The sequence below is a fragment of the Streptomyces sp. BE20 genome (assembly GCF_036322525.1).
GTDB lineage: Bacteria > Actinomycetota > Actinomycetes > Streptomycetales > Streptomycetaceae > Kitasatospora.
In genome coordinates, this window is record NZ_JAQYWW010000970.1 from 62,846 (window position 1) to 88,511 (window position 25,666).

A 25,666-nucleotide genomic window follows, 5' to 3' on the forward strand; every position below is an offset into this window, starting at 1 on the left:
CCCCTTGTTCCTACGCCGTCAAGTGAGTCGCGTGAGTCGGATGAGCAGCACTACGTCGTCGTGTGAGTGCTGTGGCCGGAGCCGGAGGTCGCGCCGCGGTACCAGTACTCCAGGGTCAGCACGTGCCACAGGTGCTTGGAGTAGTCCTGCTGCCCGGCGGCGTCGGCGGCGACGAGCCGCGCCAGCGCGTCCCGGCGCAGGAACCCGGAACTGACGAGCACGCCGTCGTTCACCACCTCGCGCACCAGCGGTGCCAGGTCCCGGCTCATCCAGGCCCGCAGCGGGGCGCTGAACAGGCCCTTGGGCCGGTACACGATCTCCCGGGGCAGGACCGAGGAGGCCGCCTCCTTCAGGACGGCCTTCCCCTGCCGCCCGACGATCTTGCGGTCGCCGGGCACGGCGAACGCCGCCCTCACCACCTCGACGTCCACGTACGGCACCCGCACCTCGGTCGACGCGGCCATGCTCGACCGGTCCGTGTACGCGAGGTTCAGGCCCGGCAGGAACATCCGGGCGTCCCCCAGGCACATCCGGTTGACGAAGTCGTCGAGGTCGTTGTCCTGGTAGGTGTCCGCGTGCTCGGTCAGCACGTCGTCGACGGTCCCGGCCAGGTCCGGATCGACCAGGGCCAGCAGCTCGGCCCGGTCGTACATGGTGTAGCTGCGCCGGAACGCGGTCTCCTCCGGCAGGTCGGCGAAGGAGAGGAACCGCTTCGCGAACCGCACCGACCGCAGCCCCCGGTTGGCCGTGGCGACCGGCAGCCGGTCCACGGCCGCGGACAGGCCGCGCCGCAGGGGCCGCGGCACGCGCTGGTAGCGCAGCGCGAGCTGGTTGGCCAGGTGCTTGCGGTAGCCGGCGAACAGCTCGTCGGCCCCCATCCCCGAGAGCATCACCTTGACCCCGGCCTCCCGGGCGGCCGAGCAGATCAGGAAGGTGTTGATCGCGGCGGGGTCGCCGATCGGCTCGTCCAGGTGGTACGTCATCCGCGGCAGCAGGTCGAGCACGTCCGGAGCGATCTCGATCTCGTGCAGGTCGACGCCGAACTGCTCGGCCACCTGCCGGGCGTAGCGGAGGTCGTCCGGCATCGCCTCGAACCTGGCGTCCTCGGCGCGGAACCCGATCGTGTAGGCGGAGATCCCGGGCCGGTCGCGGGCCGCCAGCGCGGTCAGGTAACTGGAGTCCAGCCCGCCGGAGAGGAAGGTCGCCACGGGCACGTCCGAGAGCAGGTGACGCCGGGTCGACTCCTCGACGATGGCGGCGAGGTCCGGCCGTTCGCCGCCGAGGGCCCGCTCCCGGCCCTCCGCGGCGACGTCCCGCAGGTGCCAGAACCGGCCGCGGTCCACCCGGCCGTCGGGCCGGCACCGGAGCCAGCTCCCCGGCGGCAGCTTCTCCGCCTCGCGGAACGCGCACCGTGAGTCCGGCACCCAGTAGTACAGCAGTGAGGCCACCAGCGCCCCGGGGTCCACCTCCAGCGACCCGCCGGCGGCGGCGGCCAGCGCCTTGAGCTCGGAGGCGAACATCAGCCCCTCGCCGCGCCGCACCAGGAACAGCGGCTTGATGCCGAGCTGGTCGCGGGCGAGCACCAGCTCGCCGGTCCGCTCGTCGAAGACCCCGAACGCGAACATGCCGCGCAGCCGGGGCAGGCAGTCCGTACCCCAGCGCCGCCAGGCCTCCAACAGCACCTCGGTGTCGGAGGTGCCGCGGAACCGCACCCCGGCGGCCGCCAGTTCGGCGCGCAGCTCGGGCGCGTTGTACAGCTCACCGTTGTAGGTCAGGACGAGGCCGTCCGAGACCATCGGCTGGGCGCCGGTCTCCGACAGGTCGACGATGGCCAGCCTGCGGTGCCCCAGGTGCACCTCGCCGGCACCGAGGGGGTGGCTGTAGCGGCCCGCCCCGTCGGGACCGCGGTGGGCGAGGGTATCGGTGAGCAGGTCGGTCACGACCTTCCCGTCCGGCCATCGGTACGTACCCGCGATGCCACACATGTCCTACCGCACCTCCTGGTCGCTGTCCGGGACCCTTGCGGTCCACATCGTCGTCAGCCCCGCCCGCCGCCGGCCCGTGCCGTTGTGCCGGGCCGGCCGCTCGTACCGGCCGCGCGTCGCGGTGTGCGGCCCCTCCCACAGCGTGCCGTCGGTCCGGTCGCGCGGATCCGGGTCGACCAGCACCACACCGATCACCGGAATGCGCTGGTCGGCGAGTTGCCGCGCCACGGTGTGCAGCCACGCGGCGCTCCCGTGCCCGGCCCGCACCACGAGTACGGTCCGCGTGCCGAGGTACCGCAGGTCGGTCCACGCCGTACCGGGCGCCACCGAGCCGACGCCGACCAGTCGCCCCTGGGACGGCACGTCCGCGGCCCGCTCGCCGCGAACCACCGTCGGGCCCCCCTGCTTCGGCCTGCGCCTGGCGAGCTGCGGGCCGGGCAGACCGTCGACGACGGTCACCGGCCCCTCCTCCGCCAGGGCCCCGGCGAGGTCCAGGGCGATCGCGCTCGTCGTGCGCGCACAGCCGAGGTCCAGCAGCGACACCGCGTCCGCGGAGCCGCGCACGGTGCGGAACAGGGTCGTGGTGAGCCTGGCCCGTGCCGCCCGGGTCCGGGCGAGCTGCCACCGGCCGACCGGCCGGCGGGGCACCGGTCGCAGCTCCGCGACGACCGAGGCCCCGAGGTTCGCCGCGACGTCCCGGCGCAGCACGGGGCGGTCCGCCACCACCGAGCCGATCGCGGCCACCGTGAGTCCGACGACCAGACCGAGGACGAGCCCGATCGCGGCATCGGTGGCGGCGGTCACGACCAGGGACTGCCGCACCGGGTGCGGGGCGTCCACGATCTGCGTACCGGCGACGAGCCGGGGCGTGCCGACGTGCGCCTCGGCGGCACGGCGGCCGAAGTCGGCGATCCGCGAGGTGAGTTCGGCCCGGCTGGCGTACAGCGCCTCCAGCTTCGCGGACGCCGACGCCTTCGGCCCGCCCTGCTGCGGTGCGTCCCCGATCTCCTTGTTGACCTGGGTGAGCTCCTGCTGCATCCGGTCGCGCTGGTCGAGCAGGGACTTGGCCTCCGCGTCCGCGGTCTCCCTGATCCGCCGCACGTGGTCCGCGACGAACGCGTCCGCGAGCGCCTTGGCCCGCGCCACCGCCTCCTCCTCGCTGCTGCCCGTCACCGTGATCTGCAACAGGTTGTTGGTCAGGCCGACGGCCCCGTACTCCAGCAGGAAGTCCTCCGGCAGCTCCGAGGAACCGACGGCCTTCAGGGCCGCACCGGCGATCCCCACGGTCTGCAGCAGGGCCGCGTCGGTACGGATCAGCGTTCCGGGGTCGTTCGGCTGGTCCGCCTGGTGCGAGACCAGCACCGTGGTCACCGCGCTCGGCGGCGCCGGCCGCAGCACCGCCGCAGCCGAACCGGCCAACAGCCCCAGCAGCGCCAGGAGGCACCAGAAGCGCCGCCGCCTGCGCACCGCGACCACCAGCGACTGCAGGTCCACCAGAGGAGGGGTGGCCGCCGACTCCGATGTCATACTCGTCGTCACCCCGAGCCACTCCCCGTGTCGTGGCCGACCGCGAGCGCCGGTTCGGCGCCGTCCGCGCGACGGCCGGCGGACCGCTCGGGACGGGCCCGGACCGCGGCGGCGACGACGATGCCGACGATCTCGTGCTCGGCGTCCGCACACGCCTCGACGATGCCGGCGAGCTCCACGTCGGTCCAGGTGCCCGCGCTGAGCACGACCAGGGCACCGGACTCGTCGTCACGGTCCGGCACCAGCGGCCGTGACATCGGGACCCCGACGACCCGGAGCAGCGGCTCGCTCCCCGCCTCGGCGGCGAGCTGCCCGGCGGCCAGCCGGGCCGTCTCGTCACCCTCCGGGACGACCACCAGCAGCCGCTGGGGGGCGGGCAGTTGGTCGCGCAGCCGGGCGCACACCCGCCGGTAGCGGACCTGCCGGCCCGCCTCGTCGCCGGAGGCGTGCGGGGTCGGCAGGTCCCACCGGACGTCGATGTCCAGCAGCCGGCGGACCAGGGCCCGCGGGCCACGGCCCTTCGACCGCTGCACGGGCCGCCCACCGGGCACGTCGACGGTGCCGAGGAGCGTCGAACCCAGCGCCGTGGCGATCTCCGGCCCGCCGCGCAGCCGCCGACTCACCCGCGCGGAGGCGAGATGGCCGATGACCGCGATCAGCACGGCCGACAGCGCCCCGGCCACGACGAGCTGCATCCCCGTCGGCGGCGCCTCGGAGGTCGGCCGGGCCGCCGCCCCCATGACGACCATGGTGGCCTTGCCGGCCGCCGGGTCGACCTGGTCCAGCTTGTTGACGGCCTCCTGCAGCGTGGTGCGCAGCTTCGCGAGCTCGGTGCGGGTCTGCACGCTCTCCACGGTCTGCCCCGGATCGGCCGCGTCCGCCAGGTCGGTGATGCGGCGGCTGGCCTGCGCCACCATCTGCCGCAGGGCCTGGGGCTGCGTCGCCTCGGGCTCGGTGCCCTCGCCCGAGCCCGAGATCCGTGCGGCGAACGCGACGAACTGCCGGGCCACCTGGTCGGAGAGCTGCTGCGCCTGCTCCGGGGTGTCACCCGTCCCCGAGATCTTGATGATGTTCCCGTCCGCGGCCGTGGCGCTCACCCGGCCCCGCAGCTCGTCGGTGCCGGTGCCGGTGCCGGGTCCGGTGCCAGCCGCGGCCCCGGTGCCGGCCCCGGTTCGGCCGAGCTCGGCGGCCACCCGGTCGAGCACCACCGAACTGGTCGCGATCTGCGCCTGGGTCATCAGCTCGCGCTCCTGCCACGCCCCCGGCAGCAGGACCGACGCCGACGTCGTGTAGCGCGGCGGGAACAGCAGGGAACCGCCGTAGCCGACGAGCGCACCCACCACGGCGAGGACGGCGAGGAGCCGCCACCGCCGACGGAAGATCCGACCGACCGTGACCAGACGTATCGCTTCGTCGCTCAACGGAGCGGCCTCTTCCCGGCCCCGCCCCGGCCGCCCGCCGACACCGGGGCACGGCCACGGCAGGCGGCGGCGTAGGCGGCGAGCAGCGAACGCTGGGAGTTCCGCCAGGCGAGCGGCCCGTTGATCCGCTCCTGGCCGACCTTGCCCATCAGGGCCCGCTTCTCCGGATCGTCCAGCAACTGCGCCACGAGTTCGGCGAACCGGGCCTCGTCGTTGGCCGGCGCGTAGACGGCGGCGTCACCCGCGGAGACCCGCGCCTCGCGGAGGTCGAACGAGACGATCGGCCGACCCATCACCATGTACTCCAGGACCTTGTTCATGGTCGACACGTCGTTGAGCGGATTACGCGGGTCGGGGGAGAGGCACACGTCCGCGGTGGACAGGTACCGCACCAGGTCGGCGTCCGGGACGCGCCCGGTGAACTCCACCTGCTCCGACAGCCCGAGCTGCCGGGACAGCTCCACCATCGCGTCGAAGGTGTCGCCCCCGCCGACGAACACCGCGTGCCAGTCGGTCCGCCCGCACTCGTCGCGCAGCTTCGCGAGGGCCCGCAGGGCGTAGTCGACGCCGTCCTGCGGCCCCATCACGCCCAGGTAGCACAGCAGATGGGGCTTGCCGCGCTTCAGCTCCGGCTCGGGCGGGACCGGCCGGAACCGCCCGGTGTCGGGCGCGCTGCGCACCACGAACACGTCGTCCGGGCGCCGGCCGCCACGGCTCAGCGCGACGTCCCGGTAGCTCTCGTTGGTGGCGAGCACGACGTCCGCGGCCCGGTAGGTCAGCCGTTCCAGCGCGCACACGCCGCGGTAGAGCAGATCCTCGCCGCGGTCGAACCGGGAGAGGTACAGCTCGGGCACCAGGTCGTGCTGGTCGAACACGAACCGCGCACCGCGCCGCTTCAGCCACAGGGCCGGCAGGAACAGCAGGTCGGGCGGATTGCAGGCGTGCACCACGTCGACCGGGCCGACCCTGCGGGCCAGCCGGGCCGTGTGCCACAACGCCGATCCGTACTCCCGCAGGTAGCCGGCCGGCCCCCCGGTGGCCGCGCGCAACGGGTACCGGTGGATCCGCACCCCGTCGATCACCGCCTCCGGCTCCGTGTCGCGCCTGCTCCCCTGCGGGCAGATGACGTCGACCGTCCAGCCCGCGTCACGGAGCGTCGTGCACTCCTGCCACACCCGCCGGTCGAACGGCACCGACAGGTTCTCCACCAGGACCAGCGCGCGACGGCCCCGCCCGTCGCCGCCCGTTGCGTCACCAGGCAAGGCCCACGTACCCCGGCTCGGTCCGGCGCGCCTCGGCGTCGGGAAGGTGGACGAGGTCGACGATCACCGGGCCGTCACCGTGGGGCAACGCCGACAGCACGTCCGGGTCCCTGGTCCCGACCACGCACACCTCGGCATGGTCGAGCACCTCGTCGACGGACTCCGCGAGCAGCTGCGCGAGGTGCGGCAGCCTGGTCTCGATGTACTCGCGGTTCGCGCCGAGCAGCCGCGAGAGGTTCACGTTGGGGTCGTAGATCCGCAGGTCGTAGCCCTTGCCGAAGAGCCGCTCCGCCAGCTCGACGAGCGGGCTCTCGCGGAGGTCGTCGGTACCCGGCTTGAAGGACAGGCCGAACAGGCCCACCCGGCGCCTGCCGGTGCGTTCGACCAACTCCACCGCGCGCTGCAGGTGTTCGTGGTTGGAGGGCAGCACGTGGGAGAGGATGGGCACCGCGACGTCGGCCTGCCGCGCCGCGTGGACCAGGCTGCGCAGGTCCTTGGGCAGGCAGGAGCCGCCGAAGGCGAAGCCGGGCCGCAGGTAGGCGGGGCTGATGTTCAGCTTGCGGTCGGCCAGGAACACGTCGATCACCTGGTGCGAGTCCACCCCGAGCGCCCGGCACACCGCACCCAGCTCGTTCGCGAAGCCGATCTTGAGGCCGTGGAACGCGTTGTCCGCGTACTTGATGGCCTCGGCCGTCGGGACCGGCACCCGGAACACCTCGCCGGGCAGACCGTCGTACAGCGACGCGACCACGTCGCCGCTCGCCGGGTCCAGCTCGCCGATGACGGTCTTGGGCGGGTCGAAGAAGTCCCGCACGCTCGTGCCCTCGCGCAGGAACTCCGGGTTGACCGCGACCCCGAAGTCCACCCCGGCCGTGCCGCCGGCGTACTTCTCCAGGATCGGCACCAGCAGGTTCAGACAGGTGCCCGGGAGCATGGTGCTGCGGAACACGACGGTCTGCCGCCCGCCCCGCTCGGCCACCGCGGCACCGATCTGCTCGGTGACCCGCTCCAGATAGGTGGTGCACAGGCTGCCGTTGGGCTCCGACGGCGTGCCCACGCACACCAGCGACACGTCGCTGCCCATGATCGCCTCGCGGACGTCGGCGGTGGCGCGCAACGCTCCCGTCCGCACGACCTCGGCGATGAGCTCGCCGATCCGCTCCTCGACCACCGGGGCCTTGCCCTCGTTCACCAGGTCGACCTTCACCTGGTTCACGTCCACCCCGATGACCTCGTGACCCAGGCTGGCCAGGCATGCGGCCGACACACAGCCCACGTAGCCGAGCCCCAGGACACTGACCCTCATGACCCGTTCCTCCCCTCGGGCAGGCCCTTGTGGCCGGCCGTCCGCGCGTCGATCGGTCGACGCCCCCCACCCATCAGTAGGCCCCCTGCCCCTGGAGCACCGCACGCAGCGTCTTCCACAGAATCACCGCGTCCAGGGCGAGCGACCAGTCCTCCACGTACCGCAGGTCCAGCCGTACCGCCTCCTCCCACGGCAGGTCGCTGCGCCCGCTGATCTGCCACAGACCCGTGAGCCCGGGCTTGACGAGCAGCCGCCGCCGGATGTCCGGCCCGTACGCGGCGGACTCCTCCGGTAGCGGAGGCCGCGGACCGACCAGCGACATCGAGCCGGTGACCACGTTCAGGAGCTGCGGGAGCTCGTCGACCGAGTACCGGCGCAGCACCCCTCCGATCCGCGTCACCCGCGGATCCCGGCGGAGCTTGAACAACAGGCCGGCGCCCTCGTTGCGGTCGGCCAGCTCGGCCCGCGCCCGGTCGGCCCCGGCGACCATGGTGCGGAACTTGATCAGGGTGAACTCCCGGCCGTCCTTGCCGACCCGGTGCTGCCGGTAGAAGACCCCGCCCCGGCTGTCCGCCAGCACCAGCAGCGCGACGAACACCATCAGCGGCGCGAACAGGATCAGCAGGAACATCGCACCCAGTCGGTCGACGACCTCCTTGACCACCCGGCGGCCCCCGGTGAAGGCCGGCATGCTGACCCGCAGCATCGGGATCCCGAGCACCGCGTCGACGTGCAGCCGCGGGCCGGCGACCTCCATCAGCACGGGGGCCACGACCATCTCGGCGTCGCCGCCTTCGAGGTTCCAGGCCAGCCGCTGCAGCCGGTCCGGTGACCAGTGCGGGTCCGGTGTGACCGCGACGACCCGGTAGCCGTCGCGGCGGACGTGGTTGGCGACGTCCGTCAGCCGGCCGACGACCGGCACCTCGTCCAGTCGGTCGCGGTTGTGACCGAGGGCGTACGGCGTGCACACCGCCTCCACCCGCCAGCCGAGGTGCGGGAACTTGCGGGTCCGGGCGATGAGGTCGCTGACGGTGGCCGGGCTCCCGGCAGCGAGCACCGGGCGCAGGCACCGCCCCTCCTTGCGCTGCTTGTGCAGCCAGAGGCGCAGCAGGTACCGCTCGGTCATGGTGGTGAGCGTGATCGCCGGGATCGCGACGAAGATCCAGAGTTTGATGTTGTGCGACGTGAGGGCGATCCCGCCGAGCGCCAGCACGACGGCGGCGGTGAAAAGCGATCGTCCGAGCCGACGGAATTCCTCGGCGCCCTGGCCGAGTACGGCCGGAGCCCACGCCCGGGTCATCGCCAGCGACCCCATCACCAGCAGCTCGGTGAAGAAGGCGAGAATTCCCCATTTCTCGTGCCAGTTGGCCGCATCACGAACCCCGAAGAAGCGGCCTATCCCCGCGACCACGAAGGCGGTGGCCGCAGTATCGCTGAAGATCACAGCGCGGCGGTACTGTTGTTCCCATTCGATCTCGGGCCGGCTGATTCTCCCGTTCATCCGGCGCCCCCGCGCCGGTAGAAACGGGCTGGCTAATTCACCTTCCCCCTGCTTCACGGCCTCATCCAGGTCAGCAGTGGGTTCGACGTGTTCGCTATACACGGATCCTCCCCCCGGGAGGCTCGCACCTCCCGCACTGTTCCTCCCCTCGGGAGCCCCCGCCTCCCGTGCTGCACTGATCCCGCCCCTCGGGAGGCCCCGCCTCCCCCCGAATGGCAAACCACGTCATGCGGTGCTACGTGAACATCCCACCCGGCTGCCGGCGGGCGTGCGTATTCCACCGGAGTCCTGAAGCGTGTGGGAAACCGTCGACGATTGCTCTTCACGCCCGACGCCCGGTTCGGGCGCCAAGAATCGATCACCTCCATGTCTTCCGCCGGGATGCGGCTGTCTGCCGGCCGTCCACAGCGTCGGACCTGTAGATCATCGTGTGCCGTTTCGCGTCGAGCTGTGCGAACCGAAAGTCAATCTAGAGCATCGGGGCCATCCGAAGGGGGCGATGTCTGAAACGTGTGGTCGATATTTGAAGCTTGATCGTCCGAACTGTGAATGTTCGGGATTCCTGGGAAGGAAGAAGTGCATTGTGGCGTGTGGTGCGGGAGTGATCCGGGTCCGAGGGGCTGCGGCCCGCTCCGGCGGACCGGTTCGACGGTGCTGCGCGGTCCGGGACATGCCGGGGCGCCGGCCCGCTACGCCGGACGGGCCGGCCGGACGGGGCGTCGTGAAGGAACGCGACACCCGTAGCGCCTGCTCGGTATACGCCGGGAACCGGGACCGCGGCGACGAGGGAGGACCTCGGGCGGCGGCTGGCCGGCCTGTCGGAGCTCCCGCTGCCCGGCTTCGTGAAGGGCGAGCTCCTGCCCGCCGATCTGGAGACGATCGTGGAGCAGCAGGCCCTGGTGATCGAGCGCCGGTTCGGCGACCGGCCGTTCGTCCTGCTCGGGCACTCGTCCGGGGGCTGGACGGCCGCCGCGGTGGCGCGCCGACTGGAACGGGGCGGTGTGCGGCCGGCGGCCCTGGTGCTGCTCGACACCTACGCTCCGGACAGCCCGCCGCCGGCCTCGATCCAGTACGGGTTCATCGACACCATGCTCGACCGCGGTGACGTCTTCGGAAGCATCGACGACACCCGGTTCAGCGCGATGGGCGGGTACTTCGACGTGTTCGCCGAGTGGCGCCCGGAGGCCGTGCCGGTTCCGACGCTGCTCGTGAGGGCGCAGGACCCGCTGCGGCACCCGTCGGCCGAGGAGGGTGAGGCGGAGGAGCGGCGCTCGTCCTGGCCGCTCCAGCACGAGGCGTCGACCGTCCCGGGCCACCACTTCAGCATGCTGGAGGAGTACTCGGAGGAGTGCGCCGTCGCCGTGCACGACTGGCTGACCACCGGGCTCGACGCCTGACACCGGCGCCACCGGGGCCTCCCCGCGATGAGGCACTGCTCATCGCGGGGAGCCCCCGGCCGGTCACGGCGCCGCCGGCCCGAGGCCCACGCCACGGTGGGACCGCGGTCCGGCACCCGGCGCTCAGGGTGCTTCCGCCGCCCGGCACACCGGGCGCGTTCGCCCGGGCCGAAGGCGGTGTGCAATCGTCCGCGCGTCCCCGGAGTCAGCGCACCGGCATCGACATGTAGACCGCACGTCGCCCGTAGGACGCGGGGACGGCCACCTCCCGGTGCGAGCGGTAGCCGATGATCCGCAGCAGGATGTCCGCCCCGCGCACCGCGACCATCGAGATCTGCTGGAAGCCCATCTCCTCCGCCCGCGCCCGGAAGTACCGCATGAACCCCAGCGCGACCTCCCGGCCGCGCAGGTCCTCGGCGATCACCAGGTCGTGCACGTGCAGGTTGTCCGACTCGAACGCGGCGTCCTCCGCCCGGGCGAGGTCCGGGCAGCGCAGCGGCGGGTACGGCAGGCTCAGCAGGTAGCCGCGGACGGTGCCGTTCTGCTCCAGCACGAAGCAGGTCTCCGGCGAGCCGACAGCACGGGACTGCAGCGCCTCCCGGCCCTCCGACAGGCCGTCGGCCGCGTAGGCGTCGTGCTCCAGCACGACCACGGCGTCCCAGTCGTCGTCGGTCAGCTGCCGTATCAGGAAGTCCTCGGTCACCCGGTCGCCCCGTCCACGGCGGGGTAGAGGCCCTCCGCGTGGGCAGCCGCCGCCATGCCCGCCCAGGCCTCCACCAGCACCACCCAGCGCGCGGCGTCCTCCTGGGCGTCGTCCAGGAGCTGCTGTCGCTGCCCGGCCACCACGTCCGCGAGCTCGGCGTACTTGCCGCCCAGCTTGCGGTAGGAGCGGTCCAGGACGTCCAGGCAGTGCTCGTTCCCGGCCCGGTCCCAGTCGACGCTGCCCCGCGCCAGTTCGAGGATCGGCTCGATCTTCAGCCCGTGCCGCTCGTCCAGCAGCCCGCGGCCGAGGTCGATCATCCCGCCGTAGACCGGGTAGAGGTACAGCATCGAGAGCAGGAGCTTGACGAACCCCATCTGGTACGAGATGAAGCCGTCGCCGATGCGGCGCTCGGGCGTGTAGTAGTTGACGATGTGGCGGTTGTGGACGACCCCGGGCAGCTTGGCGTGGACCAGGGCGTGCAGCAGGACGTAGTCGCAGCCGAGGGTCCTGATCGACGGCAGCAGCGGCAGCACCTCGTAGGCCCGGTGGTCCAGGGCGACGTTGCACATGAAGACGTTCCAGATGTCGGGCACGCCGAGGACGGAGTCGTCGGCGCTGAACGGCTCGGTGCCGGTGCCCCTGAAGGAGACGTCCACCATCGCGTCCCTGTCCTCGTCCGGCCACACCGGCGGGGTCCACAGGCGCACCACGTCGCGGTAGATGTCCGGGTCGATCTCGCGGATCTCGCCGATGTCCACGTTGAGTTCGCCGGTGAAGGAGCCGCTGACCAGCAGCACCGGCTTGTCGGCGTCGGCCGGGTCGAGCTCGGAGCGGGTCACGCCGGCCACCGCCTCGCCGGCCGGCTTGCCGATCGAGAGCAGCTCGTGGTGGATCGGGAAGACCTTCTGACCGTCGAGGACCTGGAAGTCGGCGTCGTCGTTGCGCAGGTGCGCCGAGGTGCAGCCCAGGGCGGCCGCGCCCAGGAAGATCCGGTTGACGCAGGAACCGTAGGCGACGGCCGGCGGGAGCATCAGTTCGAGCAGCAATTCGGGGTCGGGGGCGCCGGACTGCTCCGCCACCCGGCGCAGGAACACCCGCTGCTGCGCCTCGCCGAGGTGGTGGACGAACACGCCGGGGGCGGGGTCCAGCGAGGCCACGGCGTCCGCGTTCTTCGCGAATCCGGCGGGGTCGGTGGAGTCGGTGGTGTCGAGGATGAGGATGTGTACCTCGACCCCGAAGTTCGCGACGGCGAAGGCCGCCTCCTCGGCGAGGTCCACGATGGTGCCGGGGCAGGAACGCATGGTGGGCAGGGCGAGGCAGACTCGTTGCATGGTGTGGGGTTCTCCGTCTGATCGTCGGATTCGGTACAGCAGGTGTCAGGAACGGCACTTCGGTGCGGGGCGGTTGACGATGGGTCGGTCGTGTGCGACGCCGGTCGGGGTGGCGTCGGGGGCGGCACGCGGGACGACGTGGTTGCTGCCGACACTCCCGGTGGCCGACGGCAGCGGTATCTGCTCGTACACGTTCGGTGCGGGGAGGAGCTCGCCGACGGTCCTGGCGCGGTCGGTGAAGGCGGCGTCGCCCGAGGGGGCCGGGACCGGGGAGCGGACCTCCGCGCCGGGGTTCCCCGCCGCGTATGCGGCCTCCTTGCCCATGGCCGCGATCGTGGCGGGACGGGCGCGGCTGGTCGGCAGGGCCGAGCAGGTTCTGCGCACGCGGCGTCTCCAATCGATCGTCAGGCCCATGTGCCCGTCCGAGGACCAGGGCATGGCAATGCCCGCAAGGCTCGCTCAAAGCCGCGGTGAAGTAGTTGAGTTGAGGGGGCGCCGGTGAGTCACGAGCGGCGTCGGCGCCGGGTTGCGGGGCCCCGCCGGACTCATCTGGATGACCTTAAATCACCACGGTGGACTAGACCAACTTCGGTGTCAACGGGATGCTTTCAGGGATCGGGCGGTGCGCGCCGACACTGCCCGATTGGGCAGACGGCCCTGCCCTCGCACGGACTCCATCGGGGCCCGCCGGGCGGGGGTAACGCGCAGGTCGGCCCACGTGCGGCGGCTCGGGCGGCGTCCGGGACCGGTCCCTGCCGCAGGTGCGCTCGACACGAAGCCGGGGCCGCCCGTCTGCCGCGGAGATGACCGGGGGATGGAGATGCCGAGGAGATTCAGGCGTTTGGAAACCCCGACGCGGTGAAGACGAGTGGCATCACCGGCTGCACTCGTCGAGACTCATCGAGGTAGGAGAAGCGCATGGGCGTCATCGCATGGATTCTGATCGGACTGTTCGCGGGCTTCATCGCCAAGGCGCTGATGCCGGGCAAGGACCCGGGGGGCGTCATCGTGACCATCCTCATCGGCATTGCGGGCGGGCTGCTCGGCGGCTGGCTGGGCAAGGTGATATTCGGCGTCGACTCCATCGACGGCTTCTTCGACCTCTCCACCTGGATCGCCGCCATCGCAGGCTCGGTCATCCTCCTCGTCCTCTACCGACTGCTCACCGGCAACAAGCGCCACCATCGCCACGCCTGAGAAGCTACTGGGTAACTGATCGACTTCGTGGCGTGACGCACATGGCGGTGATCTTCGCGGCAGGTCCGCCGCGAAGATCACCGCCATGTGCGTCGGCGTGACCGTGTCGTTCGGGGCGATGACGAGGATGCCGGTTCCGATCGTTCGGCTCGGCTACAGCCCGGACGGCGTTCCCCCGCGAAGGGGCGGCGGTGGTCAGGGGGATGGCCGCTTCCGGAAGGCGGACGGCGTGGTCGGCGTCGCCGAGGGCGGTGCGGGTGCGGGAATTCCGGAGGAGAAGCTCGCCGAGGCGGGGTGGCGGGGGTTGCGGTGGGCCGGAGCCGGGCCGTGTCGGAGTGGGCGGGAATCCCTTTGGTCGCGGGCCCGTTCGAGTGGCGCCCGGGGATTCCGCGCCGGCAAACAGGACGGTTCCGCCACGAACAGGTGGAAAGTCGTCGCGTAGCCGACCGGCTCGGCGGAATGTGTGCACTTCCCCGGCGCGCCACTCGGGTCGGCCTTGCCGGACGTTCCCAACCATCAATCTGCACAGGGCTCTTGACCGGGCTGATGCTGACTCGGCGCGACCGCGGGCGCGGGCACGGGCATTCGGCCAGCCTGGCGAGAAGAGATCTCTTCCGTGCTTTCCGGATTCCTTACTACGATGCGCTGAGTCGCGCCCGCCATCCCGGTGGGCCCACGCACGAGGTATCGAGGCACCATGGCGGACGACCACGTACCAACGGCTACACCGCGCTATCTCTCGATTCTCGACGAAGCCGGCCGGATCGCGTCCGAACTCGGGCACGGATACGTCGGAGTCGAGCATCTCTTCCTGGCGATCCTGGCGGACCCGCAGGCGGTTCCCACCCAGGTCCTGACGAATTTCGTCCCCCCGGAGCAGGTGACGGCCGCCCTCCATGACCTCCTGTCCTCACCCGGCTACAACACGCCGACCCGGAACGTGGTGTTCCCGCCCGAGTAGCCGGCGGTGAAAAGGCGGGCACGACCACCGGGCCTGCGTGCGGCAACGCCTCACGCACGTCAACCGCTCATCGGGAAAGGACAATCGTGTCAGTATCTCGATCCATCCGCTCCGCTCTGACGGCCTTCGCGCTGGCCGTGGTGACCCTGTTCGCCGTCCAGGGGGTCGCCGCCGCCGCGGCCCCCGGGGCCCCGTCGGCGAAGACCGTCGCCGTACAGGCTCCCGTAGCCGGTCCGCAGATCCAGGAAGGCACCGCGGCCCTGCTCGGGACGTCCTGGTGCCGGATCGGCTCGGTGGTCTACGAGTGCTCCTCCATGCCGGAGTGCACCCCGGCCAAGGACGGTCGGACCTACAGCGACCAGTACGGCAACGACTGGCGCTGCGGCCTCTACAACGGTTACTGGGCCTGGTCCGCCCAGCAGGGCTGCATCGCACCCGCAGAGATCGCGACGGGCTCGGCCCAGTCGGGCCTGACACCCGCTCGGTCGGCGGCAACCGGGCGCGAGTCACTGCTCTGCTGAGCCGCCCGGCACCGTAGCGGACCGCGCCGCCACCGAGCGGGGCGGTCCGTGGTGCAGGCCCGGTTCGCGGCACACATCGTCGTCCGGGGCGCGTCGGAACGGCAGGCCGACGCGCCCCGGATGCATCCCGACCACACGCCCCGACCACACGCCCCGACCACCCACACCCGGCCACGCGATCAGGCGCAGGAGACATGAAACCGCTCATCGACCGCCGACGGCTCGTCCTCTCCGGGCTCGCGGGCGGGGCCCTGGCCCCGCTCGCCGGAGTCCGGGCGTCCGCCGCGAGCCCGGCACCGCCCGAGGCCTCGACCCCGCCCCGCAGCTTCGCGCCGGGCGACTGGAACTCCGTTCGTGACCAGTTCCGGCTCTCCCGCGCCTACGCGCAGTTCGCGGCCTTCACGTTCGCCGCCCATCCGGCCGGTGTGCGCGCCGCCATCGCGACGCACCGGACCAAGCTGGACGAGGACCCGAGCCGCTACCACCGGGAGAACGCGGACCGCGAACTGGCCGCGCGCGTGGCCGCCGCCGACTACCTGGGCGTCCGCCCCCTGGAGGTGGCGCTGACCGACAGCACCACCATGGGGCTGGCGATCCTCTACCAGGGGCTGCGGCTCCGGCCCGGGGACGAGATCCTCACCACCCGGCACGACTTCCACTCCACCTATGAGGCCCTGCGCCAGCGCGCCCTGCTGACCGGCGCCGCAGTGCGCCGGGTGAGCCTCTACGACGACCCGGCCGGTGTCTCGTCCGACCAGTTGACGGGACGCCTGCTGGCGGCCGTGACCCCGCGCACCAGGGTCCTCGCGCTGACCTGGGTCCACTCCGGCACGGGCGTCATGCTCCCGATCCGGATGATCACCGACGCGGTGGCGGGGATCAACGCGCGCCGGGACGCGGCCGACCGCATCGTCGTCTGCGTCGACGGCGTCCACGGTTTCGGCGCGGACGGCACCGCCGTGGCGGACCTCGGCTGCGACTTCTTCGCCACCGGCACCCACAAGTGGCTGTACGGGCCGCGCGGCACGGGCATCCTCTGGGGGCGCGAGGACGCCTGGCCCCTCGTCCAGCCGATCATCCCGAGCTTCGGCTGGATACGCGAGGACCCGCCGCCGGTCGTCGACCCCGGCCTGATGGCCACCCCGGGCGGCTTCCACACCTTCGAGCACCGTTGGGCCCTCCCGGAGGCGTTCGCCTTCCACGCCTCCGTCGGCCGGGACCGGATCGCGAACCGCATCCGCACCCAGGCCCGGCAGCTCAAGGAAGGACTGGCCGCGATCCCCGGCGTCCGCGTCGCCACACCCCACGACGACGCACTCTCCTGCGGCATCGTCTGCTTCTCCGTCGCCGACCGGACACCCCGGCAGGTGGTCAACCGCCTGGAGTCCGACCACCGCGTACTCGCCGACGTCACCCCGTACGGCGGCACGCTGGTCCGCCTCGGCCCCAGCCTGGTGACCGACCCGCAGGAGGTGGACAGGGCCGTCCGCGCAGTGGCCGCGATCACCCGCCACTGAGCCGACCACTCTGTCGAGCTCCTTCCGGACCGGTCGACCGCCCGGCCGACATGGCGATGACGGCTCGCACGTTCATCCCCGGTGAGCACCACACCGAGCACCACACCGAGCACCTCCACGTGAACATCCCGATGAGTCCCCGTGAGTGCGGCGCCCACGGGGACTCAGCTCCGCTGGAAGAACTCCAGCTCGGCCAGGGCGAGATGGCGGTCGCCGTCCAGCCCTGCGGGGGCGTCGAGGGTCAGGCGGACGGTGGTGGCGTCGCTGATGCCGGTGGGGAAGGTCTGCGGGCCGGGCTTGTCGATCAGGGTCAGCTTCTTGACCGACTTCCGGCCGTCCGAGGCCGTCACCTCCAGGTCGATCCGCAGTGCCCGACCCTCGCGGGCGTAGTCCTCGGGTGAGGTCGAGGCGCCGTTGGTGACGATCACGGCCACCAGGCGGAAGGGTTTGGCGAAGGTGTAGGTGACCGAGGCGCCAGGGCCCGGGGCACCCCAGTAGCGGTTGCTGAGCCCGTCCGTGGCGTTGCCGGCCGGCCGGCCGGGCACCTCGGCACTCGCCTCCACGCGGACCGGGGTCACCGGCTTGCTCTTGCCCAGCTTGTCCCGGGTGTCCTCGATCAGGTTCCGGCCGGCCGGCAGCAGCAGGAAGCCGCCCGCGCACAGGGCCAGTACCACGGCCAGGATGACCAGGAAGCGCGTTGTCCGGCCCGAGCCGGCCCGGGTGCGGCGGCGCAACCGCCAGATTCGCCGCCACCAGGGGAGCGGCGGTGGGGCCGTACCGGGCGTGAGCGGGGTCGCGCAGCGGCGGCAGAAGCGGCGCTCGGGCGGGTTGGGCGTGCCGCAGGAGGGGCAGGGCGTCCCGGCGGCGTCGCCGTCCACCGGGACCGGCCGGACGACCGGACGTGGTGCGACGGCCCTCGCCGGCCGCACGGGCTGCGGTGAGCCGGGGGGAGGAGGGTCGGAGGGGCGAGGGGGTTCGGCGGATGGCGAGGGGTCGGCGCGCCGGGGTGCGGCGGCTTCCGCCGGGGGGTCGGCAACCGGGGCAGCAGGGGTGGCCGGGGCAGCCGGAGTGGCCGGGGTGGCCGGGGCGTCCGACCAGCCCAGGTACGAGCCGCAGTTGCCGCAGAAGCCGTCCGTCGGGCCGTTGGACGCCCCGCACGCGGGACACTCGCGCATCACTGTCGCTCCTCCTCGCTCGTGGGCGGTCCCGGGAGGACCTCCACCCGGCAGACCGTGTGGACCGGGCACAGGCTCCGGACCAGCGCCCGGACCCGGTCCGCGTCCACCTCGTGCGCCGCGTCCACTGCTCCGCCGTGCCGCGGCCACACCCGGACGACCACCTCGTCGGCCGGGGCGGGCGGCAGCGCGCCACCGGCCGTGCTCGACCAGGCGGCCCCGCCGTCCCCGGTGATCTCGGCGGACACGCCCAGCACCAGGCGCAGGGCCTCGACCAGGCCGCGCCGGGTGCCGCTCCAGCGGTGCAGTTCCGCCGCGCGGGCCACCGCCTCGCGGCGCAGCGCCAGTGGCCAGCGCGGGTCGTCGGTGCCGCCCACCCAGGTGGCCAGCCAGGCCAGGAAGTCGGCCGGGGCCAGTCGCGGATCGAAGTACGAGGGCAGGTTGTCGAGGGTGGTGAACACCGGGGCCAGTACCGTGTCCAGCCCCGCTGTGAACCGTTGCGCGAAGTCGTCGTCGGCGTACAGCGCGGGCAGCTGCTCGCCGATCGGGTGCCGGCTGGGCAGGCCCGGGACGGCGGCCCGGCTCATCCGCGCACCTCCGGCTCCGGCGCGGTCACGACCACCTGGTGCTGGTAGGAGAAGACCAGCGCGCCCGCGCCGACGTCGATCCGGTCGACCGGGGCGCCGCGCCGGCCCGTGACCGGGTCGGCGGCGAACAGCCGGATCTCCTCCACCACCACCTCCCCGACGGCGCGTTGCAGCACGCCGAACACCTCCCCGTACTGCACGGGCCGCCCGAACGGCCGGCCCGTTCCGTCGGGTCCGCCGCGCAAGGGGTCGAGGTGCCGGTAGAGCGCGTCGAGCGCCGCGTCGCGCACCCGGTCGGCGTCCGCGGCCGGTACCGAGAGCCGGGCGACGACGGTGACGCCCTGGTAGAACGGCGGCTCGACGAGGAGCCGGGTGCCGATCAGGCGCCGCTCGTCGAGGGCCGTGGTGATCCTGGCGAGGACCTGGTCGGACGGGATCAGCTGCTCGAAGCGCAGCCGGCCGCCCTCGTCGGCCACCGCGTCCGGCACCACCAGGACCCGGACCGCGCCCGCGCCCGCGTCCCGGTCGGGCAGGCAGCGGACCCGGCGAACGGAGGGTGCCGCCTGCCGGGCGATGATCTCGTAGTCTTCGGCGGTCACCGCACGCTCCTGCATGCGCAGCGTCTCCGGTGCCCGCAGCTTGGCGTTGTCGATGGTCTCCCCGGCGACACCGCCGCGCGCCGCCTCCCGGTTGACGACCCGGGCGACGTAGGGGACGGAGCTGCGCAGGACGGAGACCGCGCCGCGGGAGACGTTGCCCGCCGGGCCGCCGCCGGTGCGGTAGCGGGCCACGCGGATCCGGGCGCCCTTGGCCGGTACGGCCCCGCACGGACGCAGGGTGCCGTCGGCCTCGCGCAGCACCGGCGGGAACGCGAACTCGCCGGTGGTGGCGTCCACCCGGACGTGCCGGTCGGCCGGCCCCGAGCGCCCGAAGTGCTCCACCACCTCCCAGCGCTGCCACCCGTCCGGCGAGGACACCTCCACCACGGGGGGTTCCCCGTCGAGCAGCACGGGCGGGCGGCCGAGCCGGAAGGACTGCCCCGCCACCCCCTCCGACACGCCGAGCGGTACGTCGGTCACCCGCTCGGCGTGCTCCACGGCCGTCGTGCCGCCGACGGTGAAGACGGCGGCCTCGCGCACCGTCGGCGACTCGGAGTAGAACGGCTGCCCCGGCTCCGCCTCGGTGACCCGGCAGCGCAGCCAGCCCGCCCGGGTCCCGCTGACCAGCGACGCCGTGTGTCCGGCCGGAACGTACACGATGACCTCACCGGGCCGGTTCAACCCGCCGGTGCTGTCGGAGCCGGTCTCGCAGCGCTGCCACCGGCCGCCGTCCCACGCCTCCCACACCAGCGGGGGCTGGCGCGGGTCGACGCCGACGCCCTCGACGCGGCTGTCGAGGCGGACCGCGACCACGCAGCGCGGCACCGCCGTCGGCAGGCCGAACAGCAGCGCGTCGCCGGGCTCGGGCGCGGCCTGGAAGCACGGGATGTCCCGGCCCTCGGCCAGGGCACCCGTCCGGTCGGTCTGCTCGCCGGCGCGGGGCGCGGTGACCAGCCGGGTCAGCTCGCTCGGCACGATGCGCAGGTCGTCGGTGGTGGCGAAGACCACGGCCGCCTCGGTCTCGCCGGCCGCGGTCGTCACCTCGGTGCCCGCGGGCAGCGTCACCGTGTCCGGTTGGGGGGCCGACAGCCAGAAGTCGACCTCGGCGACGGCCGCCGACGGCGGGTACAGCCGGATGCCCAACAGGTCCAGGAAGGCCAGGTAGTTTTTGTCCGGGACCCGGTTCAGCCGGTACAGCAGCTGGTCCACGAGGTAGGCGAACGTCTCGATCAGGGTGACGCCCGGGTCGGAGACGTTGTGGTCGGTCCACTCCGGGGCGCGCTGCTGCACGTACCGCTTCGCCTCGTCGACGAGCTGCTGGAACCGTCGGTCGTCCAGGTTGGGGGAGGGCAGGGCCATCAGTCCGCGACCGTTTCCTCGGTCCCCTCCTCGGAGGGGATCGTGTAGAAGGGGAAGACCAGGTTGCGCCGGTCGTTGGTGGTGCGCACCGTGTAGCGCACGTCGATGTAGAGGGTGGCCGTCTCCACCGCGTCGAAGGCCACGACGACCTCGTCCACCGCGATCCGCGGCTCCCAGCGCTCCAGCGCCTCGCGCACCTGCTGGGCGATCCGCCCGGCGGTGACGCCGTCGCCGGGGGCGAAGACGTACTCGTGGATGCCGCAGCCGAAGTCGGGCCGCATCGGTCGCTCGCCGGGCGCGGTGCCCAGCACGAGGCGGATGGCCTCCTCCAGTTCCCGCTCCCGCTCGACCATGGCGATTCCGCCGGTCGGCCCGACCCGCAGCGGGAACGCCCAGCCGCGCCCGATGAACTGATCGCCCATCACGGACCTCCGATCAGCACGTCGGGCGCCCCGGTCAGGACCGCCGCGCCGCACGCCGTCTGGTCGCGGGCCCGCGCGGCGGGCAGTCCGCCGATCAGCACCACACCCCCGGTGACCGCGGCCGGGTTGGGTACCAGCACGTTCCCCGGCCCCAGGGCCGCGTGCGGCGGTACCGGGCAGACGTGCAGACTGCCCACGACGGCGGCGGGCCGCCCGCCGATCAGCACCGTTGCCACCCGCGCGGCGGTGCCGGGCGGCGGGGTCGCGATCCGGCCACCGTGGTTGGTGGGGTCACCGGTACGGGCTGCGGCCGGCATCGGGGGCTCCTCGGGTAGAAGGGGAGAAGGGAGAGCGGTCGAGGGCGAGGGGGGTGCTCACGCGGGGTCAGTTGATCCGGATGAGGCGGGCCTTGAGGACGGCGAGCAGGCCGCCGTCGACGGAGACGTCCGCCGTCCCGGACACCTGGACCGACCGGCCGCCGATGCGGACCCCGGCCGTGCCGTCGATGTCCACCTGCCGGCCGGTCACCTTCACGGTGCCCTGCCGGGCGTCGAGCGTGATGCCGTCCCGGTCGAGCAGGACGGAGGTCAGCGGACGGTTCCGTCCCGCGTACACGGTGAGCTCGATCCGGTCCCGGCGGTCGTCTAGGCGGACCTCCAGCCGTTCGTCCCCGGTCACCAGCCGCAGCCCCGAGGGGCCCGGCGCCGGCGCGTCCAGCAGCTCCACGCGGTGACCCGAACGCGAGGCCACCGAACGGCGGTTGACCTTGCCGCTGGTCGCGTCGACCAGCGGCACCTCGTGCGGCGAGGGCTGGTCCACCCCGTTGTAGAGTCCGCCGATCACGTACGGGCTGTCCAGCAGGCCCTGCTCGAACCCGACCAGCACCTCGTCGTTGACCTCGGGGCTCACCAACCCGCCACCGCCCTTGCCGCCCCACTGGACGGTGCGCACCCAGTCGGTGACGTACGTGTCGTCCAGCCAGGGGAACGTCAGACGCACCGCGCCGCGTTCGGAGCCGTTCGGCTCGCGCACGTCCGTCACCACGCCGATCGCCACACCGGGGATGCGCGGGCCGCGCCCCGGAGCGTCGGCGCCGGTCATCAGACCGGGCAGGGAGCGGTCCGGGCCGGCGCCGACCCACACGGTGGTGCGGTAGCCGCCGTGCGGCTCCAGCACGTGCTGCACGGCCGTGGCCGTGTACCGGCCGGAGAACGCCGGCCCCACGTTGCCCAGCGCCACCGGTTTGCCCGCCCGCAGCAGCGGATTGCCCTCGGCCACCGCCTCCAGGTCGCCGAAGCCGGCGCTCACCCGGGCCGCCGCCGCGCGGGCGACTGCCGCCGTCTCCGCCTGCGTCCGGTAGGGGGTGTCGGTGACGGCCACGACCGACTTCCCGAACCGGGCGGCCGTCCCGGGAGCGAGCCCCGGCACCACGGTGTCGCTGACCACGGACGGCTGCTCGGCGACCAACGGCCGCTTCGTGGCGACGTCCCAGCCGCGCACCTGCACCTTCGAGGCGCCGTCGGCGGCCGACAGCGCGGCCCGCAGCGCCAGCAGGTTGCGCCCGTACTCCAGGACCATCGGGTCGAGCGCGGCCGACGTCGAGGGGGAGGGCGCCCCGGACGCCTTCGCGGGCCTGGTGAACTGGAGCAGCCCCTTGTCGTCGACGCGCACCCGCGCACCGCTCTCGCCCGCGAGGAACTGCAGGAACTCCCAGTCGGAGACGTTCGCCTGGGACAGCTGCCGGTACATCACCGGCGCGGCCTCCACCGTCCCGACGGCCAGGCCGGCGCCCGCAGCCACCTTGCGGACGATGTCCGCGGCCGTCATGTTCCGGTACGCGACGACCTTGCGGCCGCGCTGGAGCCGGTGGGCCTTGGAGTAGGCGCGGAGGACGGTGAACGACCCGGTGCCGTCCCGGTCGATCTCCAGGGCCGTGACCTCCCCGTTGAACAGCCGCTCCCGTGCCTGCCCCTTCGCCGTCGTCACCGACACCCGCAGCGGGGAGCCGACGGTGACGCCGGTGGAGCGCAGGAACTCGTGGTCGGGGTCGCGGTAGGTGAGCACGGCGGCGTCCGGCAGGCCCACGTTCTCGTCGACCACGCAGCTGACCAGCTGCGCCGCCCAGATCTGCGGCAGCTCGCCGGGGGCCTCCACGATCGGGTCGGCCGCGAAGGACCTGCCCCCGGAATCGAACCCGCTCACCGTTCCCCCTCGCCGCTGCCGTCGCCCAACCCGTTGTCGCTGCTTCGTCCGTTGTCGAGTCCGTTGTCGAAGGTGTGCCTGCCGCCGGTCGCAAGGGCGTGGTCGTCGTCCCGCAGGGCCGGCACCACCAACTCGGCGCCCGGGGCGAGCACCATCGGGTCGTCGATGCCGTTCGCCTCCGCGATGACCCGCCAGGCCGTCGCGTCGCCGTACTCGCGCCAGGCCAGCATCGCCAGGCTGTCGCCCGCCACCAGGGTGTGCGTGCTGCGCGCGGTGCGCGCGCCCGACGTCGGGTTCTGGCCGGGCGGTTCGACGCTCGCCTCCTCGATGGACAGCGAGCAGGTCGCCCGCAACGGCGTGCCGTCCACGTCGAAGAGCGTGTACGAGACCGACAGGTTCGACAGCACCCCGTCGAACGAGGTGGTTCGCGCGCTGCCCCACTCGAAGCGCACCCAGGGGCTCGCCGGCTTCTTGCGGCCGAGACTGGCCGGGGTCGGCACGCACGCCTTCATCAGCTTCTCGACGGCCCGCTCCACCGAGTCGTCGTGGGTGGCGGTGGCGTCCAGGAAGACCTCCAGGCTCAGGGTGCGCGGGCCGCTGCCCACGAACTCGGGCAGCGCCGACTGCCCCGCCATCCGGGACGGGGACCGTCGCCATTCGGTCGTCTTGCCCAGTTGCAGGGTCGAGGGGTTGAACTGGAGGTCGAGCCGGGCGATCGTCCCGCCGGGCTTGGCCCCGACCGAGGCCGGGGGCTCTTTCAGGGTGAGCTGGGCCCTGGCGCGGCTGGCGCGTGCCGAGAAGGCCATGGTGTGGCTTCCTTCCGGAGCGGGAGTGCGGCGGTCGTGGGACGGGGCGGTCGTGGGACGGGGCGGTGGTGGGACGGTCAGGCGGGGAGCAGTCCCGCGTGGGCGATCTCCAAGGTCTCCACCGCGGCCGCGGAGTTGGCGGGGTCGAAGGACGGACCCTGCCAGCGGACCGGGACGATCCCGAAGACCTGCCAGCTGATGATCCGGCTCAGATCGGGTCGCAGGGCCACGATCTCGCCGTCCTTCGGTTCGACCCGCCGCAGCGTCTCGTCCAGCCAGCGGCCGATCTTCGCCGTGTCGGCGGTGACCGGCCGGGTGAGGGTGATGTTCGACCAGGTCACGCGACCCGGGAGGTGCCAGGTGAAGCCGTTGTTGCCGCCCTCGGCGTAGCTCTCCATCTCGACCTCGGCGCCCATGCCGGAGCAGGTGTGGAAGGCGCCCAGGTCGTTGCCGCCGATCGCCAGCCGGAAGAACACACTGGTCGCGAAGATGTTGTCCGTCATCGGTCCGTCGTCCGTTTCTCGTTCGTGCGGGTGCTCAGCGGCGGCCGTCGAAGGTCCTGCCCGCGCGGTCCCGGCCGCGCCGCAGCTCGGCGCGCAGCAGGCGGGCGACCGGGTCGAGCAGGCGGCGCGCCAGGTCGTCCAGGTCGAGATCGCCGCCCTGTGGTCCGGCGTGACGCGGACTTCCGCCGGTTCGGTCGGAGGCGGTGACCCGCTGGTCCGCGGCCGTGGTGGTGGCCGGGGTGGTGGTGCCGGGGGCGGTGGTGGCCGGGACGGTTCCCCGGATGCTGCCGGTGTCGCGTTGCACGGGGAGCGGGGGCGGGGGCGTCGCCGGGGGGACTCCCGGCGTGCCGCCGGGGTCCGGCGTCCTGGACCGCACCAGCGGCACCACGGGTACGGGCCGCGCCGAGGACGTGGCCCGGGAAGGCTGGACCACCAGCGGTGGCGCGTGCGGGGCGGTCACGGGCAGCGGGCCGGACGGGTGCCCGGAGCCGGAGGGGTAGAGGGCTTCGGGTCCACGAAGGGGTTCGGACGGGCGAAGGGGGCCGGACGCGGACGCCGGGTGCGGGCCGGGGGAGCCGGGCGCTCGCTGGACGTGCTGCGGCGCGGCGGCGGAGGGCGGGGCGGTCCAACGTGCCGCGACCACGGGGCGGCTCACCGCGCGGGCGGTAGTGACGGGGGCCGTCGCGCTCCCCATGTCCCGGCCGCTGCCGAGGGCCAGGGGCCGCGCCGCGAGGAGCTGGACGCTGCGGTGCGGAGCGGACGGTGCCCGGCCCGGTGCCCCGGCCCGACCGGCGAGGACGAGCGGGACCGGCCCACTCGTCCGGGCCCCGGCGGGTGGCGCGGGAACTCCGGCGCGACCGCCGTGCCGGGACGCAGTGGTCGGGGACGTGGGAGCCGGTGACGGGGGAGCCGGTGACGTGGCCGGGGACGCGGGGTGCTGTCCCGCTCCCGGCACGGGCACGGGCACGGCCGCGCGCCGGACGGTGGGCGGGGCCGCGGGGTGGTTGGCGGTCGGTGGCATCACGGGCAGCGGGGCCCCCAACCCGGCGCGCGGACGCCGTGGAGTCCGACCAGGGCCGCCCTCGGCAGCCGGAGCCCCCGGCTGCCGCTGCACGACCGGCAGGGCCGGCCCCGGGGGCGCGGCTGCGGAGGGGGCTTCACCGGCCTGTGCCCGGACGGTCGCGCCGGCACCCAAGGGGGCTGCGGTGGAGGGGAGTTCAGCCAGCGGCGGACCGAGGGCCGGCCGGCCGGCCGTGCGTTGCACGGGTGCGTCGGAGCCGGTTTCCGCCCGGTGCTGGACGATCGGCATGGTTGGTGCGGGGGTGGCGGGATCTGGTCCCGAGGGTGTTGCGGGAGTGGAGGGTTCGGGTGTCGGTGTGCCGAG

General features: G+C 73.2%; 23 protein-coding genes. 5 read left to right on the forward strand and 18 right to left on the reverse strand.

Annotated features, from left to right (window positions below; all coding sequences use genetic code 11):
• Nucleotides 1-50: 50 nt before the first annotated feature.
• The 6 genes from asnB to PUR61_RS25115 all read right to left on the reverse strand — a co-directional run bounded on the left by asnB (nt 51) and on the right by PUR61_RS25115 (nt 9,002).
• Nucleotides 51-1,985, reverse strand: coding sequence for an asparagine synthase (glutamine-hydrolyzing) (gene asnB, locus PUR61_RS25090; RefSeq protein WP_329881641.1), 1,935 nt, complete (start codon nt 1,983-1,985; stop codon nt 51-53).
• 3 nt (nt 1,986-1,988) lie between these two features.
• Nucleotides 1,989-3,524 carry a polysaccharide biosynthesis protein gene (locus PUR61_RS25095; protein ID WP_329881642.1) on the reverse strand — a complete coding sequence of 512 codons (1,536 nt, stop codon included), beginning with the start codon at nt 3,522-3,524 and terminating at the stop codon, nt 1,989-1,991.
• A complete protein-coding gene (locus PUR61_RS25100) occupies nt 3,521-4,933 on the reverse strand; it encodes a polysaccharide biosynthesis protein (protein WP_329881643.1) in 1,413 nt (470 codons plus the stop codon). Before PUR61_RS25100 ends, PUR61_RS25095 begins: the two co-directional genes overlap by 4 nt.
• Nucleotides 4,930-6,195 carry a glycosyltransferase family 4 protein gene (locus tag PUR61_RS25105; protein WP_329881644.1) on the reverse strand — a complete coding sequence of 422 codons (1,266 nt, stop codon included), beginning with the start codon at nt 6,193-6,195 and terminating at the stop codon, nt 4,930-4,932. The genes PUR61_RS25100 and PUR61_RS25105 overlap by 4 nt, the downstream gene beginning before the upstream one ends.
• Nucleotides 6,185-7,501, reverse strand: coding sequence for a nucleotide sugar dehydrogenase (locus tag PUR61_RS25110; RefSeq protein WP_329881645.1), 1,317 nt, complete (start codon nt 7,499-7,501; stop codon nt 6,185-6,187). The genes PUR61_RS25105 and PUR61_RS25110 overlap by 11 nt, the downstream gene beginning before the upstream one ends.
• A gap of 73 nt (nt 7,502-7,574) precedes the next feature.
• Nucleotides 7,575-9,002, reverse strand: a complete 1,428-nt coding sequence (locus PUR61_RS25115) for a sugar transferase (protein ID WP_329881646.1) — start codon at nt 9,000-9,002, stop codon at nt 7,575-7,577.
• Nucleotides 9,003-9,817: 815 nt separating this feature from the next.
• Between PUR61_RS25115 and PUR61_RS25120 the strand changes: the two genes are divergently transcribed.
• The gene (locus PUR61_RS25120; RefSeq protein ID WP_329881669.1) at nt 9,818-10,399 is read left to right on the forward strand and encodes an alpha/beta fold hydrolase; all 582 of its coding nucleotides are present in this window, start codon (nt 9,818-9,820) and stop codon (nt 10,397-10,399) included.
• A gap of 205 nt (nt 10,400-10,604) precedes the next feature.
• Here PUR61_RS25120 and PUR61_RS25125 read toward each other — a convergent pair whose 3' ends face one another.
• The 3 genes from PUR61_RS25125 to PUR61_RS25135 are packed head-to-tail and all read right to left on the reverse strand — an operon-like array spanning nt 10,605 to nt 12,817.
• Nucleotides 10,605-11,102 (reverse strand): GNAT family N-acetyltransferase, encoded by a 498-nt coding sequence (locus tag PUR61_RS25125; protein WP_329881647.1) that lies wholly within the window; start codon nt 11,100-11,102, stop codon nt 10,605-10,607.
• Nucleotides 11,099-12,433 (reverse strand): DUF6271 family protein, encoded by a 1,335-nt coding sequence (locus PUR61_RS25130; RefSeq protein ID WP_329881648.1) that lies wholly within the window; start codon nt 12,431-12,433, stop codon nt 11,099-11,101. Before PUR61_RS25130 ends, PUR61_RS25125 begins: the two co-directional genes overlap by 4 nt.
• 45 nt (nt 12,434-12,478) lie before the next feature.
• Nucleotides 12,479-12,817 (reverse strand): DUF6271 family protein, encoded by a 339-nt coding sequence (locus PUR61_RS25135; protein ID WP_329881649.1) that lies wholly within the window; start codon nt 12,815-12,817, stop codon nt 12,479-12,481.
• A 534-nt stretch (nt 12,818-13,351) separates the two neighbouring features.
• Here PUR61_RS25135 and PUR61_RS25140 point away from each other — a divergent pair.
• The 4 genes from PUR61_RS25140 to PUR61_RS25155 all read left to right on the forward strand — a co-directional run bounded on the left by PUR61_RS25140 (nt 13,352) and on the right by PUR61_RS25155 (nt 16,629).
• Complete coding sequence (locus PUR61_RS25140; RefSeq protein ID WP_329881650.1) at nt 13,352-13,630, forward strand: GlsB/YeaQ/YmgE family stress response membrane protein; 279 nt, start codon at nt 13,352-13,354, stop codon at nt 13,628-13,630.
• 697 nt (nt 13,631-14,327) lie between these two features.
• Entirely contained in the window at nt 14,328-14,591 is a 264-nt protein-coding gene (locus PUR61_RS25145) for a Clp protease N-terminal domain-containing protein (protein WP_329881651.1), read from the forward strand.
• Nucleotides 14,592-14,677: 86 nt separating this feature from the next.
• Nucleotides 14,678-15,112, forward strand: coding sequence for a hypothetical protein (locus tag PUR61_RS25150; RefSeq protein WP_329881652.1), 435 nt, complete (start codon nt 14,678-14,680; stop codon nt 15,110-15,112).
• A 194-nt stretch (nt 15,113-15,306) separates the two neighbouring features.
• Complete coding sequence (locus PUR61_RS25155) at nt 15,307-16,629, forward strand: aminotransferase class V-fold PLP-dependent enzyme (protein WP_329881653.1); 1,323 nt, start codon at nt 15,307-15,309, stop codon at nt 16,627-16,629.
• A 164-nt stretch (nt 16,630-16,793) separates the two neighbouring features.
• Here the strand turns inward: PUR61_RS25155 and PUR61_RS25160 are convergent, their stop codons facing one another.
• From PUR61_RS25160 to PUR61_RS25200, 9 genes are all read right to left on the reverse strand, one after another.
• Nucleotides 16,794-17,804: an NADase-type glycan-binding domain-containing protein gene (locus PUR61_RS25160; RefSeq protein WP_329881654.1), complete on the reverse strand. Its 1,011-nt coding sequence runs from the start codon at nt 17,802-17,804 to the stop codon at nt 16,794-16,796.
• On the reverse strand, nt 17,804-18,391 hold the full coding sequence (locus PUR61_RS25165) for a phage tail protein (protein ID WP_329881655.1): 588 nt from the start codon (nt 18,389-18,391) through the stop codon (nt 17,804-17,806). Before PUR61_RS25165 ends, PUR61_RS25160 begins: the two co-directional genes overlap by 1 nt.
• Nucleotides 18,388-20,349 carry a putative baseplate assembly protein gene (locus tag PUR61_RS25170; protein ID WP_329881656.1) on the reverse strand — a complete coding sequence of 654 codons (1,962 nt, stop codon included), beginning with the start codon at nt 20,347-20,349 and terminating at the stop codon, nt 18,388-18,390. The genes PUR61_RS25165 and PUR61_RS25170 overlap by 4 nt, the downstream gene beginning before the upstream one ends.
• Nucleotides 20,349-20,771: a GPW/gp25 family protein gene (locus PUR61_RS25175; RefSeq protein ID WP_329881657.1), complete on the reverse strand. Its 423-nt coding sequence runs from the start codon at nt 20,769-20,771 to the stop codon at nt 20,349-20,351. Before PUR61_RS25175 ends, PUR61_RS25170 begins: the two co-directional genes overlap by 1 nt.
• On the reverse strand, nt 20,771-21,088 hold the full coding sequence (locus PUR61_RS25180) for a PAAR domain-containing protein (RefSeq protein WP_329881658.1): 318 nt from the start codon (nt 21,086-21,088) through the stop codon (nt 20,771-20,773). Before PUR61_RS25180 ends, PUR61_RS25175 begins: the two co-directional genes overlap by 1 nt.
• Nucleotides 21,089-21,155: 67 nt before the next feature.
• Nucleotides 21,156-22,973: a VgrG-related protein gene (locus PUR61_RS25185; RefSeq protein WP_329881659.1), complete on the reverse strand. Its 1,818-nt coding sequence runs from the start codon at nt 22,971-22,973 to the stop codon at nt 21,156-21,158.
• Nucleotides 22,970-23,779 (reverse strand): CIS tube protein, encoded by an 810-nt coding sequence (locus PUR61_RS25190; RefSeq protein ID WP_329881660.1) that lies wholly within the window; start codon nt 23,777-23,779, stop codon nt 22,970-22,972. Before PUR61_RS25190 ends, PUR61_RS25185 begins: the two co-directional genes overlap by 4 nt.
• 77 nt (nt 23,780-23,856) lie before the next feature.
• Complete coding sequence (locus PUR61_RS25195; protein ID WP_329881661.1) at nt 23,857-24,282, reverse strand: phage tail protein; 426 nt, start codon at nt 24,280-24,282, stop codon at nt 23,857-23,859.
• 34 nt (nt 24,283-24,316) lie between these two features.
• Nucleotides 24,317-24,586: a hypothetical protein gene (locus tag PUR61_RS25200; protein ID WP_329881662.1), complete on the reverse strand. Its 270-nt coding sequence runs from the start codon at nt 24,584-24,586 to the stop codon at nt 24,317-24,319.
• Nucleotides 24,587-25,666 lie beyond the last annotated feature (1,080 nt).

Coding starts and splice junctions, on each gene's coding strand:
- PUR61_RS25145 (WP_329881651.1), top strand. CDS start 14,328: ATGGCGGACGACCACGTACCAACGGCTACACCGCGCTATCTCTCGATT.
- PUR61_RS25190 (WP_329881660.1), bottom strand. CDS start 23,779: ATGGCCTTCTCGGCACGCGCCAGCCGCGCCAGGGCCCAGCTCACCCTG.
- PUR61_RS25195 (WP_329881661.1), bottom strand. CDS start 24,282: ATGACGGACAACATCTTCGCGACCAGTGTGTTCTTCCGGCTGGCGATC.
- PUR61_RS25175 (WP_329881657.1), bottom strand. CDS start 20,771: ATGGGCGATCAGTTCATCGGGCGCGGCTGGGCGTTCCCGCTGCGGGTC.
- PUR61_RS25115 (WP_329881646.1), bottom strand. CDS start 9,002: ATGAACGGGAGAATCAGCCGGCCCGAGATCGAATGGGAACAACAGTAC.
- PUR61_RS25180 (WP_329881658.1), bottom strand. CDS start 21,088: ATGCCGGCCGCAGCCCGTACCGGTGACCCCACCAACCACGGTGGCCGG.
- asnB (WP_329881641.1), bottom strand. CDS start 1,985: ATGTGTGGCATCGCGGGTACGTACCGATGGCCGGACGGGAAGGTCGTG.
- PUR61_RS25110 (WP_329881645.1), bottom strand. CDS start 7,501: ATGAGGGTCAGTGTCCTGGGGCTCGGCTACGTGGGCTGTGTGTCGGCC.
- PUR61_RS25140 (WP_329881650.1), top strand. CDS start 13,352: ATGGGCGTCATCGCATGGATTCTGATCGGACTGTTCGCGGGCTTCATC.
- PUR61_RS25170 (WP_329881656.1), bottom strand. CDS start 20,349: ATGGCCCTGCCCTCCCCCAACCTGGACGACCGACGGTTCCAGCAGCTC.
- PUR61_RS25165 (WP_329881655.1), bottom strand. CDS start 18,391: ATGAGCCGGGCCGCCGTCCCGGGCCTGCCCAGCCGGCACCCGATCGGC.
- PUR61_RS25160 (WP_329881654.1), bottom strand. CDS start 17,804: ATGCGCGAGTGTCCCGCGTGCGGGGCGTCCAACGGCCCGACGGACGGC.
- PUR61_RS25130 (WP_329881648.1), bottom strand. CDS start 12,433: ATGCAACGAGTCTGCCTCGCCCTGCCCACCATGCGTTCCTGCCCCGGC.
- PUR61_RS25155 (WP_329881653.1), top strand. CDS start 15,307: ATGAAACCGCTCATCGACCGCCGACGGCTCGTCCTCTCCGGGCTCGCG.